The organism is Spirosoma profusum, from assembly GCF_014699005.1.
Taxonomy (GTDB): Bacteria; Bacteroidota; Bacteroidia; order Cytophagales; family Spirosomataceae; genus Spirosoma; species Spirosoma profusum.
Map to the genome: position 1 here is coordinate 35,946 of NZ_JACWZY010000003.1, position 19,204 is coordinate 55,149.

At 47.3% G+C, this 19,204-nt stretch carries 16 protein-coding genes; 5 read left to right on the plus strand and 11 right to left on the minus strand.

Annotated elements, in window-relative coordinates; translation table 11 throughout:
- Positions 1-3: 3 nt before the first annotated feature.
- The 8 genes from IC229_RS04845 to IC229_RS04880 form a co-directional block, all read right to left on the minus strand.
- Positions 4-1,641, minus strand: coding sequence for a sodium/sugar symporter (locus tag IC229_RS04845; protein ID WP_190885813.1), 1,638 nt, complete (start codon positions 1,639-1,641; stop codon positions 4-6).
- Positions 1,642-1,729: 88 nt separating this feature from the next.
- The gene (gene accC / locus IC229_RS04850) at positions 1,730-3,073 is read right to left on the minus strand and encodes an acetyl-CoA carboxylase biotin carboxylase subunit (protein WP_190885814.1); all 1,344 of its coding nucleotides are present in this window, start codon (positions 3,071-3,073) and stop codon (positions 1,730-1,732) included.
- Between the two features lie 95 nt (positions 3,074-3,168).
- A complete protein-coding gene (accB, locus tag IC229_RS04855; RefSeq protein WP_190885815.1) occupies positions 3,169-3,660 on the minus strand; it encodes an acetyl-CoA carboxylase biotin carboxyl carrier protein in 492 nt (163 codons plus the stop codon).
- Between the two features lie 88 nt (positions 3,661-3,748).
- Positions 3,749-4,312, minus strand: coding sequence for an elongation factor P (efp, locus tag IC229_RS04860; protein WP_190885816.1), 564 nt, complete (start codon positions 4,310-4,312; stop codon positions 3,749-3,751).
- Between the two features lie 88 nt (positions 4,313-4,400).
- Entirely contained in the window at positions 4,401-5,384 is a 984-nt protein-coding gene (locus tag IC229_RS04865) for a beta-ketoacyl-ACP synthase III (RefSeq protein ID WP_190885817.1), read from the minus strand.
- Between the two features lie 108 nt (positions 5,385-5,492).
- A complete protein-coding gene (plsX, locus tag IC229_RS04870) occupies positions 5,493-6,434 on the minus strand; it encodes a phosphate acyltransferase PlsX (RefSeq protein ID WP_190885818.1) in 942 nt (313 codons plus the stop codon).
- Between the two features lie 146 nt (positions 6,435-6,580).
- Positions 6,581-6,775, minus strand: coding sequence for a 50S ribosomal protein L32 (gene rpmF, locus IC229_RS04875; RefSeq protein WP_157587039.1), 195 nt, complete (start codon positions 6,773-6,775; stop codon positions 6,581-6,583).
- A 102-nt stretch (positions 6,776-6,877) separates the two neighbouring features.
- Entirely contained in the window at positions 6,878-7,432 is a 555-nt protein-coding gene (locus IC229_RS04880) for a YceD family protein (protein WP_190885819.1), read from the minus strand.
- Positions 7,433-7,668: 236 nt separating this feature from the next.
- Between IC229_RS04880 and IC229_RS04885 the strand changes: the two genes are divergently transcribed.
- From IC229_RS04885 to IC229_RS04900, 4 genes are all read left to right on the plus strand, one after another.
- Positions 7,669-8,562 (plus strand): EamA family transporter, encoded by an 894-nt coding sequence (locus tag IC229_RS04885; protein WP_190885820.1) that lies wholly within the window; start codon positions 7,669-7,671, stop codon positions 8,560-8,562.
- Between the two features lie 56 nt (positions 8,563-8,618).
- A complete protein-coding gene (locus IC229_RS04890) occupies positions 8,619-8,828 on the plus strand; it encodes a hypothetical protein (RefSeq protein WP_190885821.1) in 210 nt (69 codons plus the stop codon).
- Between the two features lie 184 nt (positions 8,829-9,012).
- Positions 9,013-10,542, plus strand: a complete 1,530-nt coding sequence (locus IC229_RS04895; RefSeq protein WP_190885822.1) for a S41 family peptidase — start codon at positions 9,013-9,015, stop codon at positions 10,540-10,542.
- A gap of 181 nt (positions 10,543-10,723) precedes the next feature.
- Positions 10,724-11,266 carry a 3'-5' exonuclease gene (locus tag IC229_RS04900; protein ID WP_190885823.1) on the plus strand — a complete coding sequence of 181 codons (543 nt, stop codon included), beginning with the start codon at positions 10,724-10,726 and terminating at the stop codon, positions 11,264-11,266.
- Here the strand turns inward: IC229_RS04900 and IC229_RS04905 are convergent.
- Positions 11,263-14,451: a sensor histidine kinase gene (locus IC229_RS04905; protein WP_223833866.1), complete on the minus strand. Its 3,189-nt coding sequence runs from the start codon at positions 14,449-14,451 to the stop codon at positions 11,263-11,265. The genes IC229_RS04900 and IC229_RS04905 overlap by 4 nt on opposite strands.
- A gap of 247 nt (positions 14,452-14,698) precedes the next feature.
- On the opposite strand from IC229_RS04905, the gene IC229_RS04910 reads away from it, so the two are divergent.
- On the plus strand, positions 14,699-16,804 hold the full coding sequence (locus IC229_RS04910) for a prolyl oligopeptidase family serine peptidase (RefSeq protein WP_190885824.1): 2,106 nt from the start codon (positions 14,699-14,701) through the stop codon (positions 16,802-16,804).
- Between the two features lie 158 nt (positions 16,805-16,962).
- Here IC229_RS04910 and IC229_RS04915 read toward each other — a convergent pair whose 3' ends face one another.
- Both IC229_RS04915 and IC229_RS04920 read right to left on the minus strand, forming a co-directional pair.
- Positions 16,963-17,490, minus strand: coding sequence for a hypothetical protein (locus IC229_RS04915; RefSeq protein WP_190885825.1), 528 nt, complete (start codon positions 17,488-17,490; stop codon positions 16,963-16,965).
- 354 nt (positions 17,491-17,844) lie between these two features.
- Positions 17,845-19,203, minus strand: coding sequence for a sulfatase (locus IC229_RS04920; protein ID WP_190885826.1), 1,359 nt, complete (start codon positions 19,201-19,203; stop codon positions 17,845-17,847).
- Position 19,204: the final 1 nt, after the last annotated feature.

The window sequence follows — 19,204 nt, forward strand, 5'->3', positions numbered from 1 at the left end:
GTATTACCAGAAAACGGTGTACAATACGCCCAAAATACCGAAAATTATCACAGAACCAACCACAAACGAAGGTGTTACCCGGAACATACTTTTATCGACAATAATCGTATCGTTCGCTTTGTGACTAGCAGGGTCCGTCAGCGAGACAAGAACCATCAATACTACGTCGATGCAGAAAACCCAGGTCGTGCGGTGTAGAAACGGAATCGGCTCAGCTTCAATACCGAAGTTAGCCATTACGTCTGGCCAGAATTTAAGTAACAGCGAAAAAGGAAGTGTTAGAATAGCCACTGTCAGGGCAGCCCGATTGGTGGCGCGTTTCCAGAAAAAGCCTAGTAAGAAAATGGCGAAAATGCCCGGCGTAACAAAATTGGTGTACTCCTGTATGTACTGGTACACCTGATCGAGCGAACGTAGCATAGGAGCAATACCGAGCGCAATGGCAAACGATACGACAACCGCCCATCGCCCTACGTTGACCAACTTCTGCTCCGATGCTTTTGGAGCAACGTACTTCTTGTACAGATCGAGGGTGAAAATGGTTGAAATCGAATTACACTTACTCGCTAAAGACGCAACGATAGCAGCCGTCAATGCAGCAAAAGCCAGCCCTTTCATACCGACAGGCAACAGATTCATCAGTACCGGGTAAGCGTGATCGGGCTTTACTACGCCCGATGCATCGGTCATCGCGTCTCGGAAAGGCCCACTCTGATACAATACATAAGCAGCTATACCCGGAATAACCACGATAAGCGGAATCATAAGCTTCATAAAAGCCGCGAAGAGAATTCCGCTACGTGCCGTTTTCAAATCGGCGCCCAACGCCCGCTGAACAATGTATTGATTGCATCCCCAATAATACAGATTATTGAGCCACATACCACCCGTTACCAACGCCATACCAGGCAACACTTCGTATTGTGGGTGACCTTTCGGAAAAAACATATGAAAGTGTGAATCAGCTTTTTGACGTAGCGACAGTAAGCCATTCCAGACGCTGGTAGTACCTGTTTGCTGAGCCACTAAATCCAGCGCCAGATACGTAACAACCAGCCCACCGATGATAAGCACAACTACCTGAACTACGTCGGTATAGCCGATGACTTTCATGCCCCCTAACGTAATGAAAATGGAAAATACCGCCAGCCCAATGGTACACGTAGTAAACGAAATACCGACCAGCGATTCGATGGCAATGGCTCCCAGATAAAGGATGGACGTTAGATTGACCAGAACGTATACAACTAACCAGAAGATAGCCAGAATTGTACTGACCGTATCGCTATATCGCTGCGCCAGAAATTGGGGCATGGTGTAGATGCGGTTCCGCAGGTAGATCGGGATAAAAAATACAGCTACAATAATGAGTACAGCGGCAGCAAACCACTCGTACGACGAAATAGCCAGCCCCATAGCAAAGCCAGAACCTGCCATCCCGATAAAGTGCTCAGCCGAAATATTTGATGCAATCAGCGAAGCACCAATGGCCCACCACGTTAAGGAACCTTCTGCCAGAAAGAAATCGTGAGTGTCGACACTCTTTTTTCGTCTACGCTGGTAAATCCAGTATCCGTAGCCAACAACGATGATGAAATAAATAAGAAAAACTATATAATCGGCCGTAGCAAGGTGGTTCATTCGGGTGGGTTTAAATAAAAACGAGGTGTCTTAGCACTAAAGCAAGACACCTCGTTTTTTCTAACGTAATGCGTACCTACGGTCTACATTACAGCGTACTAAAATCAAACCCTTCCAAGAAGGCCGTCGTAAACTGGCCAGACCGGAATTTAGGATCGTCCATCAGTTTGATATGGAACGGAATCGTGGTTTTGATACCTTCAATGACAAATTCCTGCAAGGCACGTTTCATGCGCGTAATTACCTCATCTCGTGATTGGCCCGAAACGATCAGCTTGGCAATCATGGAGTCATAATTCGGCGGAATGGTGTAGCCGCTATACACGTGACTATCGATCCGAACACCGTGTCCGCCGGGGAAATGCAGGTTTGTGATTTTACCGGGGGATGGACGGAAGCCGTTCGCTGGGTCTTCGGCATTAATCCGGCACTCCATCGCGTAGAGTTTGGGTGTATAATTCCGGCCTGAAATTTCAGTACCAGCGGCCACTTTGATCTGCTCTTTGATGAGGTCGAAATCCGTTACTTCTTCAGTAATCGGGTGTTCAACCTGAATCCGGGTGTTCATTTCCATGAAATAGAACTTCCCGTATTTATCAACCAGAAATTCGACGGTACCGGCACCTTCGTACCCAATTGCCTGAGCTCCTTTAATAGCCGCTTCGCCCATTTGCATACGAAGTTCATCTGAAACAATTGGCGACGGCGTTTCTTCCACTAGTTTCTGGTGCCGACGCTGAATCGAGCAATCCCGTTCCGATAGGTGGCAAACTTTACCGTATTGATCGCCGACAATCTGAATTTCAATGTGGCGAGGATCTTCTACGTATTTTTCCAGATACAGGCCGTCGTTACCGAAAGCGGCACCGGCTTCAGTACGTGCATCATTCCAGGCTTTCTCGAAATCGGCTTCTGAACGGACAATTCGCATCCCGCGTCCACCGCCACCCGCCGTAGCTTTTACGATGACCGGATAGCCCATTTCGGCTGAAAGTTTCTTGCCCTGCTCAACTGATTCGAGCAAACCGTCGGAACCTGGAATAACGGGTACGCCGGCTATTTTCATGGTCGCTTTGGCGGTTGCCTTGTCGCCCATACCGTTGATTTGTTCGGCAGTAGCTCCGATGAATTTGATGCCGTAATCAGCACAGATTTGGGAAAATTCGGCGTTTTCAGACAGGAAGCCATAGCCCGGGTGAATGGCATCGGCCCCGGTCACTTCGGCGGCTGAAATGATACTGGGGATACTCAGATACGATTGTCGGCTAGCAGGGGGGCCAATGCAAACGGCTTCATCAGCAAAACGTACGTGCAAGCTATCGCGGTCGGCGGTTGAGTAAACCGCTACCGTCTTTATACCCATCTCGCGGCAGGTGCGAATAATACGCAACGCAATCTCTCCGCGATTAGCGATTAATATTTTCTTAAACATAATGAGTGAATGAGTGAATGAGCGAATGAGCGAATAAGTAAAAGCTTGCGTCAGCCTATTCACTCATTCACTCATCCGCTTATTCACTCATTAAGTTAGATGGGTTCTACCAAAAACAAAGGCTGGTCGTACTCTACGGGCGTAGCGTTTTCGACCAGTACTTTCACGATTCGGCCGGATACTTCCGACTCGATTTCGTTAAAGAGTTTCATGGCTTCGATAATGCACACCACTTTTCCTTCTGTTACGTTATCACCGATTTCAACAAACGAAGGCGTTTCCGGATTAGACGACCGATAGAACGTACCAATCATGGGTGATTTGATCGTAACGTAATTGGACGTATCAGCTTTGGGAGCGGCTGGAGGAGTAGCTGTTGGCGCTACGTTGGGCGTTGCGGCTGGTGGTGGCGCTACCGGTGTGGGTGCTACGTATGCAGCAGCCGGGGGTGCTGGAGCTGAGGTCGCCGGAACACTTGAGCCGTAACGCTTAACACTGATTTTCAGGTCACTCGTTTCGATGTTAACTTCATCTAAACCCGATTGTGAGATGAAGTCGATAAGCTGCTGAATGTCTTTCGTGGTCATATTTTTTTGTCAGGCAGTTAATGGAGTTTAGGTTAAAAAAGTGGTGTTTACTCACTAACTGAATTGACGACTAACAGTTTAACAATCGTTATTTCACGCGTTCAACATACTCCCGTGTGCGCGTATCGACTCGAATTTTTTGCCCGGATTCGATAAAAAGTGGCACCATAATTTTGGCTCCCGATTCTACTTCAACACGCTTTTTAGGGCTGTTAGCCGTATCGCCTTTAATGCCAGGCTCGGCATAGGTTACTTCCAGCTCAACAAATGGTGGTAATTCGCACGATAAAGGCGTGTCGTTTTCGCCATTTATCATGATTTCAACTTCCTGACCTTCTTTCATCATATCAGCTCCCTCCACGAGTTTTTCGTCGATATTGATCTGATCGAAGGTTTCCTGGTCCATGAAGTTATACCCCGTTTCATCCTTGTAAAGGTATTGGAATTTTCGACGCTCCACGCGGACAGGATAAATGGTTACGCCCGAGTTGAACGTATTATCGATAACCCGCCCGGTTGTCAGGCTTTTTAGTTTGGTACGAACAAAAGCTGCGCCTTTACCCGGCTTTACGTGTTGGAACTCCGTGATTTGGAAAAGGTCGTGATTGAAGTTGATAACCAGCCCGTTGCGGATATCTGCGGTTGTTGCCATGTTTATGATGTATGATGTAAAGTGTATGATATATGAACTAGAGTGCGAGAAAACCGCATACATTCTATCTCATACATCATATATAAAATTAATACGCCCATTTGACGTAGGCGGCTCCCCAGGTGAAGCCTCCACCAAAAGCAGCAAGTACCAGATTATCTCCTTTCTTCAGCTGCGATTCGTAATCGAACAAACAAAGTGGAATGGTAGCGGCTGTGGTGTTGCCGTATTTGTTAATATTTATCATGACCTTATCAGTCTCAATGCCCATGCGGTGGGCCGTAGCGTCAATGATACGTTTATTGGCCTGATGAGGCACTAACCATGCTACGTCGGCACCAGTCAGGTGATTCCGTTCCATGATTTCGGCCGATACGTCGGCCATGTTCTTCACAGCGAACTTAAACACCGATGGCCCATCCTGATAGACGTAGTGCCAACGCTTTTCTACCGTTTCGTGGGTGGGAGGGTATCGACTTCCGCCCGCTTTCTGAAACAGGTGGTGTTGTCCGGTTCCGTCCGATTTAATGATGGAATCGAGTACGCCGAACCCTTCATCATTTGGTTCGAGCATAACAGCCCCGGCACCATCGCCGAAAAGAATGCAGGTTGTCCGGTCGGTGTAGTTTGTGATGGCCGACATTTTATCGGCGCCAACAACAATAACTTTCTTATACCGACCAGCTTCAATAAACTGCGTCCCAATAGTTAACGCATACAAAAAACCCGAACAGGCTGCCTGAATATCGAAGCTCCCTATATTCCTGATACCAACCATATCGCAGATCAGGTTGGCCGTACAGGGGAATACGTAATCGGGCGTGGTGGTAGCACAGATCAATAAATCAACTTCTTCAGGTTTCGTGTTTGTTTTCTCGAGCAAGCCTGCCACTGCCTTCGCGCCCATGTGAGAAGAACCTAAACCTTCACCTTTCAGAATGCGCCGTTCTTTAATACCTGTGCGGCTCGTAATCCATTCATCGTTCGTGTCCACCATGCGCTCCAATTCAGCATTGGTCAGCACATAATCGGGAACGTAGCCGTGAATTCCAGTAATGGCAGCTTTACTCATAGACAGTATTAAAAAGTCCTCCGTTCGCAGTATTCTGTTTTTAGTTGGCTAACGTAACGAATCTGCATTACGTTACCCAGCATTATCAGTAAACCGTAAACTTTTAGACTAACTCAATGCTTGTGCGATTTTTGTGTAAGCACCCGATTCAACCTGACGGATGGCCAGACTAATCATATTCTTGATGGCTAACGGCGATGAAATACCGTGAGCAATAATCACATTGCCGTTGACACCCAAAATAGGACTGCCACCTACCGACTCATAGTTAGTTTTATCCAGGAACGTATCACTGATGTTACGTTGGCTGGCGATTTTGTAAAACGACTCGCCCAGCTTAAACATCGTGTTTCCGGTGAATCCGTCGGTTACGATCACATCGGCTATACCAGCGAAAAAGTCACCCCCTTCCATATTCCCGATAAAATTAATCTTGCGATTATCCTTCAGGAGCTGATGGGCGGCTTGTGCTACTAGCGAGCCTTTCTGCTCTTCAGAACCGATGTTCATCAGGGCTACACGAGGTTTTTCGATACCAAACGTGTACTGCGCGTAAATTGAGCCTACCTGACCAAACTGAGCCAGCATCTCGGGTTTACAGTCGGCGTTGGCACCAATGTCGAGCATAACTGCGTGTCCCCCCGTAATCTGTGGAACAAAACCCGCGATACAGGGACGTAGTATGCCTTCGATAGATTTGATGCTGAACAAAGCCCCTACGTGCATAGCACCCGTATTGCCCGCGCTGCAAAATGCCTGTACCTGACCTTCTTTCAAAAGCTTAAACCCAACCCCGATACTGGAATTGGGTTTCTGAGAAAGCGCCTTGGTAGGATGCTCGCTCATATCAATAACGTCATCGGCATTGACCAATTCGATATTGGCAGCAGCATCGGCTCCGTGTTTCTGTAGTAATTCCTGAACGACAGCCTGCTTACCAATCAATACGATAGATACCTGCTCTGGCAATTCGGCAGCGGCCATTACAACTCCTTCCACAATAGCGTCGGGAGCAAAATCGCCACCCATTGCGTCCACTGCAATTTTCATTGACTCCGTTGGTTCAATACCCCCAGTTAAACTGGACTAGTAAACTAAATGCGCGTAAAAATAGGCAGGTAACGGGCAATAAAAAAGTATTTCGCGTTCATCTTCGGAAAGACGTCGACGAAATACTTATCAGAAATTACTAAGATTTAGGCCGTTTTGGCGTAATTCTCAATAATCATTTGGCCTTTATAAAACAGGTTGCCCTCGAATACGTGGGCGTGATGCCGCTGATGAACTTCGCCGGTTTGGGCGTCGGTCGACAGGGCTACAGGCGTAGCTTTATAGTGCGTTCTGCGCTTGTCACGGCGAGTACTGGAGTGGCGTCGTTTGGGGTGTGCCATTTTTTTAAGTTATAAAGTTATATGGTTGTACAGTTGTAGAGTTGGGTGTTGGAAGGAGTACAAATTATATGACCTTACAACTTTATAACCCTACAACTGATTTTAATTGTTATTTAATCTCCGTAGAGCAGCCCAGCGTGGATCTGTTGTATCCGGCTGGTTATCGTCGTCGTTTGCTGATTCAGGATCAGAACGATAGATAACCCGGCCATTCTGCGTATCGTCATCAGCGTAATCTTCTTCTTCGTCACGAAAACGGGGGTGAAGCCGTTTCATGGGAAGCGATAAACCAATGAACTCGAAAATGTACCGCGCTACGTTGATCGTCGGTGTGTTACGTTCGATGAGTTCAATTTCGTCGCTCAACTCTTCATTATGATCACCGAATTTCAACAGCATCGTTTGACGCGTATCAATCGGTTCATCATATTCGTCCAGGCTCCGATCGCAGGTCTGTTCAACAGTACCTGTGATGTGGAAATCCAGCCGAATCATCGTCTCTGATTTGTCCAGAAGCAGATGGGTCTGAATGTTGCCTTTCTGAATGAGTTCCTGCTCCAATGCGGCAAAAAACGCATAGTCCGACGTAAAATCGTACTCGTAGCGTTTGTTATCCAGTCCAGCAATGTGGATGTCGTATGCGCGTAATGGATTCACTTTTTACTCCTTTCAAAAATAAGACCGCAAAGGTACAAAATGTTTGTGAATCAGGAAAGTGAATACTGTTAATTTATCAGCTTTTTGTCATGCTGACGCAGGAAGCATTTTAACGTATCATTACGCTCAAGTTTGGATGTTTTAAGATGCATCCTTCGTCAGCATGGCAAAATCGGCCATTTTCATTTGAAATTTGATGTTTGAGGAAGTTCGATAAACAACCAGTATTCAGTAAAATGCTTGCAACCCTCATTACGTTTACGGCCTTTGCCGTTCTGCTACGTATCGTGGCAAACCCGCTAGCGAACGTATTTCAGAAACAGCTCACACAACGTACCGCCGACCCACTGTTTGTAATTTCTGCTACGTATGGTTTTCTGAGTGTGACTTGCCTTGCCTTCTGGCCGCAATTGCGATTGTACGACCTCCCAGCCGAATTCTGGTATTATATGCTTGTAACAAGCGTTTTAGCCATGTTCGGAAACGTATTCCTGGTGAAAGCCCTACACCTGGGCGACTTGTCAGTACTGGGGCCAATCAATGCTTATAAATCCGTGGTCGGAATGCTTACCGGGATTTTTTTGCTGAATGAAATTCCGGGGTGGTGGGGGCTGGCCGGAATTTTATTGATTATCGTGGGTAGCTACGTAGTGCTTGCCGATAAGAAACAACGTAGTGGATTTTCGTGGCAGATTTTTCAACGGCCTGAAATAAAATTACGATTGGCAGCTCTGGTTTTCTCGGCCATAGACGGCGTATTTCTAAAAAAAGCTATTCTGGTTTCTACGCCAACGATTGCCTTTTTTTACTGGTGCCTTTTAGGTTTCATCTGCACGCTGATCTGGATTGGGCTAACCATGCGCCGACAATGGCGACCACAATTAAACCGTCTGTTTTCCGAAAAATTGATCTTTCTTGGTTTGTGCCTTGCGGTGGGCGTTACGCAACTGTCGAGTAACGTAGCGTTGGCGGGTATGCCCGTAGGATACGCGCTGGCCTTGTTTCAACTATCAGCCTTGTTCAGTGTGTTGTTTGGATACCAGTTTTTTCAGGAGAAAGACATCGCCCGGAAGCTGATTGGCGCTGGTATCATGGTGGCGGGAGCGGTGGTAATTACGCTCTTCGCGTAAACAGCTTGCTAAAAAACGAGTTTATACATCTCAAACATCAACCGCATTTGCTACGTATGAGCCAGTATAAACTTGTTGACAAGCACGCCATTGAGCACCATAACGAATATTATGAAGTGCGCGCAACCCATAACGATGACCAAACGCAAAGCCTGTTTTTTACGACCAATGAAGAAAATCTGGAGGACGTAGCGGCTGATATTGCTGCTGAACACCTGCCCGGCGTAAAAAATTGGACCGTTATTCCGCATCGGAAAGATAGCTAGCCTACCGATTTAGTATTGATTATTAACGTATTAGCGTTCAGCGTTACGTTCCTGTTTCTGCCAGAAACAAAATTTTATAAAACTCATAAACATTTTTTGTTGATTATAGTTACGCGGAATTGTATCTTCACCGTACAAAAACTGGCCAACTCGCTCGAGTTGGTCTCTACCGTAACTTGTATTGATGAAGATAGGGGGGATTTTGCTTCTGGCAAGTTTGTCGCTGGGAGCATTTTGTTCAGTTGCGAACGGGCAAACGATTAGTCCTGCACAAGCCCGTGCCGATTTCAGCTACCTGAAACACAAGATCGATCAATTACATCCGGGAGTTGGCTATTATACGCCAAAACCGAAGATGGAGCGACTGTATGACTCGCTCTACAATGGATTGACGGCTCCGGTTGAGTACCTGAAATTTTATCAGCACATCAGCCCCTACGTGGCAGCGCTGAAAGACGGTCATACGAACCTCAATCACCGCAAAAATTACATCGGGAAAAACACCCGATTCATTCCCTTTTACATCCGGCCGGTCAACGATACGTATTATATCAGCCATAACGTATCGGCTGATACGAGTCTCCAGCGCGGAACGGAATTGCTGACCATCAATGGACGTACCGTTGCCGACCTTCACCAGGAATTAATGGAAGCCGACCGTTCTGGCTCCGACGGCGATAACAGTTCGGGCCGTCGTCAGTGGAGCCTGGTGCAATTTGCCGATTACTACGCGGCCTGGTACGGGTCCTCGGATTCGATTTCGATCACGTATAAGCTCAAAGGCGATACGTTGGTTCGGCAGACGCGCCTGAAATGCCCCTCTCTGAACAACTTCCGAACCACGATTCGGCGTCGGTATGGCGTTGAAATTAATCAGCCTTCCAATTTGTCGGTACGTATCGTCGATACGTTGACGCATACGGCGGTGCTACGTGTGTCGACATTTATGGGTTTAAAGAAAAAAGATCCGTTTCAGTGGGCCTTTAATCGGAAGTTGAAACAGGCGTTCAAGCAGATTCGGGAGCAAAACGTTCAGAATCTGATTGTCGATATGCAGGGGAATGGGGGAGGGATCGTTCTGAACTCGGCTCGACTGCTACGTTACTGGATGCCAAAGCCATTTCAAATTATGGCACATGAAGAAATGAAACGGGCCGCTCGTGCCGAACTGGTAGCGCGCTGGAATCCGATATCTATGCTGAATTTCAGCCTGCAATATAAATCAGATAAAACGGGTGGATTCGCCAGCCGATCGACGCAGCATCGGTATCGGCCACGTAAAAAAGACGCGTTCGCCGGAAATCTGTATTTTCTGATGAATGGGGCTTCGTTTTCGGCTGCTACGTCGGTAATGGCCAAAACGCTCGATGCGGGTATTGGTACGTTTGTCGGCGAAGCCTGCGGAAGTGCGTACTGGGGTGATTTTGCCGGTCATTTTAAAACCATTACGTTACCAAATACACGTATTCAAGTCAGAATGCCGCTTAAGAAGCTGACGCACGCTGTCAATGAAAGCTGCGCAAATGGCTTTACTGTTGAGCCTGATTTCACGGCCAGTCGTACCTTTGAGGACCTGATGAACAACCGTGATTACACGCTGGAATATGCTTTACGGTTAATTCGGCAAGGAATCGTTGCTCGTCAGCCCGTTCGCCAGCATCCAATGCAGGCATCGCAAGCGTCTATGAATTTGAATCATACGCTTCAGGAATAGTTCTTGCTGCGTCTTTGGCGAACTCATAGGCGGGGAAAAACTGTTCAGAAAGCGTACGTACCTTGTCATTAATAGCCATTGAGAGTCAAGAATCGTCATTTTTAGTCAAGTCCTGTAAACAAATTCGGACCATCGGCGGCAAAAAATGACTATCCATGCCTACCAGCTTAACTGATTTTTTGTGTATTGCATCGTTGACGTTGAAACGACCGGGGGCGTAAAAGGTCCCTCCCGACTTACTGAAATTGCTATTTACCGGCACGATGGCCAGCAGGTAGTTGACTCGTTCCATTCTCTGCTGAATCCAGGCTGTCCAATCCCACCATTTATTAAATATTTGACCGGCATTTCTGACGAAATGGTTCAGGATGCGCCCACCTTTGCCGACGTAGCAAAAGACGTACTGGCTATTACGGAAGGAGCCGTTTTTGTGGCCCACAACGTCAATTTCGACTTCGGTTTTATTCAGAAAGAGATGAACTGGCTTGGCTACGATTTTTTCCGGCGCACGCTGTGTACCGTTCGGACAAGCCGCAAACTGATTCCCGGCCACCCTTCCTACAGTTTGGGTAAGCTTTGCCGGACGTTGAATATTCCGCTTCACGGTCGGCACCGGGCGCAGGGTGATGCCGCGGCTACCGTGCTTCTTTTTGAATTATTGATGCGCCACGACGCCATCGGATTGATTCCGCGACCGACTCCCCAAAATAGTCATTGGAATTAACCCGTTTGCTCAACCTTATCAGGTGATTTGTAGAACGCTTTTTGGTGAACCGGGCTAACCGGAACCTCGATGCTGACCAACACGCCCTGCCCTGGCTTGCTTTGCCAGGAAATTTGCCCATTCAGCAGCGCCACCCGCGATTCGATGTTGCTGATACCTAATCCCGTTGCGCTTTTTTTTGCCTGCTCGTAATTAAATCCGGAGCCATCGTCGGTGTAAGCCAGGATAATCCGGCCGGGTTGTTGCCGCATCTTTAAGTCGATACATTTAGGGGTAGCATGTTTGAGTGAGTTATTGACCAGTTCCTGTGTGATCCGATACAGCATCACTTCCGTATCGGCGGGGAACCGGTCGGCGCTTTCGGTAATTTCGTCGTAGGTAAATAGAGCGCTGATGATGCCGCTGGCGTTAATCCGCGAAAACAATTCTTCAACCGTTGCTACGTATCCGTGCTGTTCCAGCGTCTGGGGATTGAGTTTGCGGAGCAGATTCCGAACGTCGCTGATGGTGTCGTTGATGAGTTGGAAAATGGTGGTTTTGAGTGCCCGGATGGACGATGTTTCCCCCGCTTCCTGCGTGAGTTGCGTCGTATAGAGTTTAATGGTCGCCAGCCGCGTGCCAATTTCGTCGTGTAAATCGCGGGCAATTTCCTTTTTTACCTGCTCTTGAATATCATAAGCAAGTCGTAGGCGATCCACTTGCTGCTGACGGATGTTGTGTTCGCGCTGACGTATCCATGCCCAGACGGTGCCTACGATGATCAGCAGCAGCAACGTAATGAACGCAGGTTTTTGCCAGAAAGGGGGTTCAATGTAAATACTCACTCGCCGAACGTAGTGACTCCAGCGATTGTCCTGATTGGTGGCTCTTACCTGAAAGACGTATTGACCGGGCGGCAAATTGGCATACCGAACGTAGTTACGCTCGCCCGACATTACCCAGTTGTCGTCATAACCCGTAAGCTGATACTGGTAATTCGTGTGGCCGTCACAGAAATAATCGAAGGCCGAAAATTCCAGCGCTAATGTATTCTGTGTATGAGTCAGGTTCAGACTGTTGGTTTCGCCGATGTACGTAGCGGTGTGAAATGGTTCTTCGTTAATGCTGAGCGAGTAAATATGAACCCGTGGATTGAAGAGGTTTTTTCGGAAAGCATCGGGTCGGCAATGGTTAAATCCCGTGACCCCACCGAAATACAAGTCACCATTAGCGGTTTTCAAAAATGCGTTGCCGTTGAATTCGTAGCCCTGAAGCCCGTCTTTCGGATCGAAGTTTTTAATCGTCTGCGAAATTGGGTCCAGGCGAGCAATACCCCGATTGGTGCTCATCCAGGTATTATGCTGCGCATCGGAAAGCGAACCATATACGAATGAATTAGCCAGACCATTCTGCTCTGAATATAATCGGAAACGCCCGGATTCAGCATTCATGGCCACCAGACCCCGGTCAGATGAAAGCCAGAGCGTTTGCTTATCGGTATCGGGGCGAATGTTCAATATGGTATAGCCGTTAAGCCCGGATCTGACCATTCGCCAACCCTTGTCGGATACCTGATAGCAGTAATACCCGTTTCGATACGTGCCGACCCAAAGTTGTTGAGTCGATGAATTATACCAAAGGCTAAAAATATTCTGATTCGTCAGGATGGGTAATTTCGACCAGCTACGTCGGTTGGGATTTAAGGCATAGAGGCCATCTTCGGTAGCCGCCACCAGCAGGGAATCGGAAATACCAGTCAGGTTTCGAACATAGTTGTTGGCAACCGAATTCTGATTCGCCGAATTCCATAGAATTGGGCTAAACGTCTTTGTCGTCGGCTGATAGGTCAGCACACCACCCGCTATACCAGCCCAGATACGTCGCTGCGGATCTCGGTAAAGACTACGTGCCCGAAAACCCTGAGGCATTGTGGGGGTAGGGGAGAGGCTCAAAAATCGTTCGACAATCCGATTCGTAGCTGGATTCAGGATATTTATACCATTTTCGGTAAGTACCCAGAGCCGGTCGAAGCGTTCTTCCAGAAATCCGCGTATCGTATAACTACTTAACTGTCGATCAGCGCGTAAAGAGTCACCGACCTGCCGTTTCACCATGCCCCCAAACAGAAAAGCTCCCGGAACGATACGTACCAGTCCATCGGGATCGGTATTTGCCCAGACAATTCCCAGATCATCGACAAAAATCTTACTGATCTTAAACTCGTTCAGTTGCCGGACTGTGTTGGTAAAATCCTGAACCTGACTGAATGTTTGTCCGCGTTTATCGAAATAAATAACACCGTTACGTTGCGTACCCAGCCAAAGTCGCTCCTGACCATCAGCCGCGATACTAAAAACGGCGCTGGTTTCTTTTAGCCCTTTGATCGGGTAATTCTGATACGTATTATTTCCATAATCGAATCGTAGCAAACCATTTTGCGTGCCCAGCCACGCTACGTTGTTAGCATCGATGTGGAATGAATAAATCGTGGTCGGAGGCCCGAATTGGTTCTGGGGATGATTGCTGAAATAAGCGGATAGCTTTTGGGTTGGAATGTTGTAACGTAGCAACCCAGTCGAAGCCTGAAGCCACACATCGCCCGCAGCAGTATAAATCGGTGAGCTATATAAATCGTATTCTTTCGTAGGTGATAATTGATTGAATAATACCGTTTTATGCCCTTTTCGGTAGTCATAACGTACCAACCCTTCGGCATCGCTCAGGTACAATAGCTGAGTTTTGTCAATAAAAAAAGGAAACGTGCGGCTGCTCAGTCGTTTCTTTTTTGATTCGGTTGTACTGCTTAGAACGAATGTAAACTGGTCGCGCTGCCGATCATATCGATTCAGGCCAGCTTCGGTGCCAATCCAGAGATTACCGTCCGGGTCTTCAACGATGCCAAAGATGTTGTTTCCCCGAATTGTTCCCGCCTGAATGGCGCCCTGCCTGCCTATGGTCGGGTGATACGTTCGGAAGCGTTGCCCATCGTACCGATTGAGTCCATCCTGCGTACCAAACCACAGAAAACCGCGACTATCCTTCAAAATGGCGTAAACCGATCCCTGTGTAAGCCCGTCGCTCACGCCGATATGGCTAATCCGAAATGAAGGAGCGGTGTTACGTTCGGTTGCCTGCGCCCAACCATCCTGAAGCAGAGAGCTCCAGAAAAGGAGATGAATACAGATGCTGGGTATCGTGCGCATCATTGGGCCAGACGGTTTTTCACAAATTAGCGTAAAAGAGTATATACACCTCAGGAAATTCGCTAACCGGTAGTTTTCATTTTTGTCATGCTGACGCAGGAAGCATCTTAATGTATCCTTATTGACTAATCAGGATGCTTTAAGATGCTTCCTGCGTCAGCATGACAAAGAGTAGCGTATCTTTACGTAGCGTTTCAACATCATCAACTTAACTAGTATGCATCTTTCGAAACTTATTCCTGTTTGTCTTATGCTAACCTCGTCTATCGTTCAGGGACAGACGAACCCTCCCATTACGTACCCACAAGCCCGTAAAACCGATCAGGTCGATACGTATCACGGTACCCAGGTATCCGACCCGTATCGCTGGCTGGAAGACGACCGTTCGGCTGAAACCGCTGACTGGGTGAAGGCCGAAAATAAAGTTACGTTCGATTATCTGGCACAGATTCCGTATCGTAAACAGATTCAGAACCGTCTTGAACAGATCTATGATTACCCAAAATATTCGGCGCCGAACCGAAAAGGGGAGTGGTTCTATTTCTATAAAAACGATGGTCTCCAGAATCAGGCGGTGCTTTACCGGCAGAAAGGTCTTGATGGAAAACCTGAAGTAGTGATTGACCCCAACAAACTATCGTCGGACGGTACGACAAGATTAGGCGTGTTTTCGCTGTCGAAAAATGGTGAATATGCGGTTGTAGGGTTATCGAAAGGTGGTTCTGACTGGCAGGAGTATCAGATTATGAAGCTGGCCACCAAGGAATACCTGCCCGAAAAAATTGAATGGGTGAAAGTATCGGGCGCTGCCTGGCAGGGTGATGGGTTTTATTACAGCCGTTATCCAAAGCCCGAAGGCAGTGCGCTGGCGGCAAAAAACGAAAATCACCAGGTGTTCTTTCATAAACTCAACACTGCTCAGTCGGCCGACCGGCTGGTGTTTGAAGATGCCAAAAACCCACAGCGTTTTCATACGGTTGGCACTACCGATGATGAGCGATTCGTGCTGTTAACCGTAAGCGACCGGGGAAAAGGTAAAGATGGTAACGCGCTCTTTTTTATGGACGCTCAATCGCCCGAAAAGACGTTTACGCCCGTTGTGGCCGAGGTGAGTGATTTCAGCTATGGGGTAATTGATAACGACAAGGACCGTCTGTTGATTCTTACCAACGAAAAAGCGCCGAACAGCAAAGTACAGGCTTTCGACACCAAAAGTCAGAAATTCGCTACGTTGATTGCAGAACGTCCCGAACCCATTGCCGAAGGTAGCGTGAGTGCCGCGGGCGGAAAACTCTTTGTTGAATACACGAAAGACGTAACGTCGAAAATTGAGGTGTTTGATTACGCGGGCAAGCATGAAAGCGACGTAGCATTACCGGCAGTAGGTTCGGCGGGGGGCTTCGGTGGCGAGAAAGACGACAAATTCGTATTCTACACCTTTACGTCCTTTACGTTCCCGCCAACCATTTATCGCTACGATATCGCTACGCGGAAAAGTACCGTTTTTCGGGCGCCAGAAGTTGCGTTTAAACCAGCCGATTACGAAACCAAACAGGTTTTTTATATCAGTAAAGATGGTACGAAAGTTCCTATGTTTTTAACGTATCGGAAAGGGCTCAAACTCGACGGCACTAATCCGACGTTACTCTACGGCTACGGCGGTTTCAACGTTAGTTTACCACCTTCTTTTAGTCCATTTCGGATTCCGTTTCTGGAGCAGGGTGGAGTTTATGCACAAGCCAATCTGCGTGGAGGTAGCGAATACGGTGAAAAATGGCATGAGCAGGGCATGAAACTCAAGAAGCAGAACGTATTTGACGATTTCATCGCTGCGGCCGAATACCTGATTGCGCAGAAATACACTAGTTCGGCTAAACTGGCTCTTCAAGGAGGCTCAAACGGTGGCTTGCTGGTAGGTGCCGTTATGAACCAACGTCCCGATTTGTTTCATGTTGCCATTCCGCAGGTGGGCGTCATGGACATGCTTCGGTTTCATAAATTCACCATCGGCTGGAATTGGATTGCTGATTACGGCAGCAGCGACAATGCCGATGAGTTTAAAGCCTTGTATGCGTACTCGCCCCTGCACAATATCAAGCCTAATCTGAACTATCCGGCTACGTTAATTACCACTGCCGACCACGACGATCGGGTTGTGCCAGCGCATTCGTTTAAGTACGCTGCTACGTTGCAGGAAGCTTATAAAGGAGCAAATCCTGTACTGATTCGGATTGATACCAATTCGGGACACGGTGCCAGCAATACGAAGAAGAACATTGAAACAGCGGCCGATATTTACTCGTTCATCCTGTGGAATATGGGCGTGAAAAGTATAAAAGAAATTGCGAGTAAGTGATGGGGTAAATTGACTCGGCCCTCGTTTTGCGACCCGTCGGACCATTCCCACCCCCTCCTGTTTTAGGAGGGGAGTGGTCATTCAATAAGAACGTAACAAAACGCAGAAGGGCGTCCTGATATCAGGACGCCCTTCTATTGTAAACGTATCTGGGGAAATTACAGCTTGAACGTAACGCCCAGCATTAAAGGAGCAATACCCGTTCCGAGTTCAGCGAAAGCACCAACTTTCTCGGCAAACATATACCGACCGCCCAGGTGAATAGGAATATAGATACCGCTACCAAACGCATTGAAACCGTTTCCGAAGCGATCGCTGTAGGTAACACTTTCGTAACCGATACCAAGGCCAGCATAAAGATCTGCTTTATCTGTGCTAAGATTTAACAACTGATTGAAGTGATAAGAACCCCGAACAGAAAAATAGAGGTAGTTAATTTTATCGTTAAAACCTAAGTAGCCATAGTTGAAACTACGATAGGCTGCATTCGCGCCAACGGTGAAATTCGGTGCAACCCCAAAATCGGCTCCAGCCCCGAAAGCAATACCGCCTACGCTCGAATAGCCACCAACACCAATGCCAAGATTGATAAATTTGACTCCTTTGTCAATCGCCATCTGGCCAAATGATTGGGTACCAACTAAAAGGCCAATAGCCAGTAAAAAGGAAAAGTGGATTTTTTTCATTTGATAAAACTGATTTATGTAAAACTTAGGACAAAGTAAATGCGATTCTCATGGGCTGACAAATGTTGACAGAAACCTCTTATTAATCGGTCAAATTGTCGACTACGTGACAAACGTAGCAAACATAACAAACTAGATTCTATAACTTATAGCTATTCATAAAAATTTAATTTAAAAGTCTGATAATCAATGAGTTTATTTTGTGGAATTTTGCTGTCGTATATAGGTACGTGCCTGTATATCAATTCTCTAGACTACATTTTTTCAGTCAGAAAACATATTGAACGGCTGATTGGCGAAGTTAGACCTGATTGACAAGTAGTCTGGATCGAGATTAACACATCATCTTTTGCATTACGGCTTTGTGGAACTTTCTACGCCTTCTGGCAGCGACTTCGCCGTTTTTTTTCGCCATTCTCTTAACTGACTGAGTAATTTACTACGTACCGATGGCATATGTTCTGATAAATCATGCTGCTCACTTATGTCTTGAGCAAGATCGAAAAGCTGCACCTGTTCCCGGTCGAAGTACTCGATCAATTTAAAATCTCCAACCCGAATCGCTCCCGCAGAACGTCCACCCAGAAAGTGCGGTTTCGGTAGCGGGTAATGCCAATAAAGCGTTCTTGAAACAGGCTTTTTATTGCCGATTAATACGTTCTTCATACTAATACCGTCAAGAATTAACCCCGGTTCCGGCTTTACATCCGCAATCTCCAGCAGGGTAGGGTAGACATCCAACGTATTGATTACCTGATCAGACACTGTGCCGGGTTTGATCTTCGTCGGCCAATACGCAATGAATGGTTCTCTGATGCCTCCTTCATAAAGCTCTGATTTCCCACCTCTTAACGGCGCATTCGACGTTACGTTGCTTTCGCCACCATTGTCGGATGTGAACAGAATCAGTGTATTTTTATCAAGATTCAGCTCCTGTAACGTAGCAGTAATCGCCCCAACGCCATCGTCGATACTTTCCAGCATGGCTGCTAATTCAGGATTATTTTGCTTCGTACCCACGCCCTGTTTCTGTCCATATTTCGCTACGTTGGCGGGTTTGCCAGCTAACTTGGTGTGTACGGAATAATGAGATAGATACAGGAAAAATGGTTTCGCCTGATTTCGTCGGATAAAATCAACGGCCTCGTTGTTTAGCCGGTCGGTGAGGTATTCGCCTTCGGTGTTAGCCTGCACATCGGGCATGAAAAAATAGGGATGAAAATAATCGCCGTTGGCAATGTAGCCTGTTTCTGAACAGATTACTTCATCCCAACCGTGTTTGGCGGGTTCGCCTTTTCGTTTCGTGTAATCGCCTGTAAGGTGCCACTTGCCAATTAATCCTGAATGATAGTCAGCTTTTTTTAACTGTTCGTTGAGGGTAGTGTAGTCGGGTGAAAGAAATTTTTCGTCTTTGGCGTCGAGATAATCCGTAATTCCCACGCGGGCCGGATGCTGGCCGGTCATCAGGGCAATACGTGTGGGCGTACATACCGGAGCAGTCGCGTAAGCCTGCGTGAAGCGCATACCGCCAGCCGCCAGTTTATCCAGATTGGGCGTATTATTGAACTGATTGCCGTAGCAGCCCAGTTCGTGCCAGCCTAAATCATCGGCCAGAATGATAATAATATTCGGTGGGCTGGCTGATCGGCTAGTTTGTGCGATGACGGATGATGTCAGAAACCAGAAAAAGAGACTTGCAACGTAGTGTTTCATC

What these genes read in the sequence shown, in the direction of transcription:
- efp (WP_190885816.1), bottom strand. Translation starts at nt 4,312, where the DNA reads ATGGCAACAACCGCAGATATCCGCAACGGGCTGGTTATCAACTTCAAT.
- accC (WP_190885814.1), bottom strand. Translation starts at nt 3,073, where the DNA reads ATGTTTAAGAAAATATTAATCGCTAATCGCGGAGAGATTGCGTTGCGT.
- IC229_RS04915 (WP_190885825.1), bottom strand. Translation starts at nt 17,490, where the DNA reads ATGAAAAAAATCCACTTTTCCTTTTTACTGGCTATTGGCCTTTTAGTT.
- plsX (WP_190885818.1), bottom strand. Translation starts at nt 6,434, where the DNA reads ATGAAAATTGCAGTGGACGCAATGGGTGGCGATTTTGCTCCCGACGCT.
- IC229_RS04905 (WP_223833866.1), bottom strand. Translation starts at nt 14,451, where the DNA reads ATGATGCGCACGATACCCAGCATCTGTATTCATCTCCTTTTCTGGAGC.
- IC229_RS04885 (WP_190885820.1), top strand. Translation starts at nt 7,669, where the DNA reads ATGCTTGCAACCCTCATTACGTTTACGGCCTTTGCCGTTCTGCTACGT.
- IC229_RS04865 (WP_190885817.1), bottom strand. Translation starts at nt 5,384, where the DNA reads ATGAGTAAAGCTGCCATTACTGGAATTCACGGCTACGTTCCCGATTAT.
- accB (WP_190885815.1), bottom strand. Translation starts at nt 3,660, where the DNA reads ATGACCACGAAAGACATTCAGCAGCTTATCGACTTCATCTCACAATCG.
- IC229_RS04920 (WP_190885826.1), bottom strand. Translation starts at nt 19,203, where the DNA reads ATGAAACACTACGTTGCAAGTCTCTTTTTCTGGTTTCTGACATCATCC.
- IC229_RS04895 (WP_190885822.1), top strand. Translation starts at nt 9,013, where the DNA reads ATGAAGATAGGGGGGATTTTGCTTCTGGCAAGTTTGTCGCTGGGAGCA.
- IC229_RS04845 (WP_190885813.1), bottom strand. Translation starts at nt 1,641, where the DNA reads ATGAACCACCTTGCTACGGCCGATTATATAGTTTTTCTTATTTATTTC.
- IC229_RS04910 (WP_190885824.1), top strand. Translation starts at nt 14,699, where the DNA reads ATGCTAACCTCGTCTATCGTTCAGGGACAGACGAACCCTCCCATTACG.
- rpmF (WP_157587039.1), bottom strand. Translation starts at nt 6,775, where the DNA reads ATGGCACACCCCAAACGACGCCACTCCAGTACTCGCCGTGACAAGCGC.
- IC229_RS04890 (WP_190885821.1), top strand. Translation starts at nt 8,619, where the DNA reads ATGAGCCAGTATAAACTTGTTGACAAGCACGCCATTGAGCACCATAAC.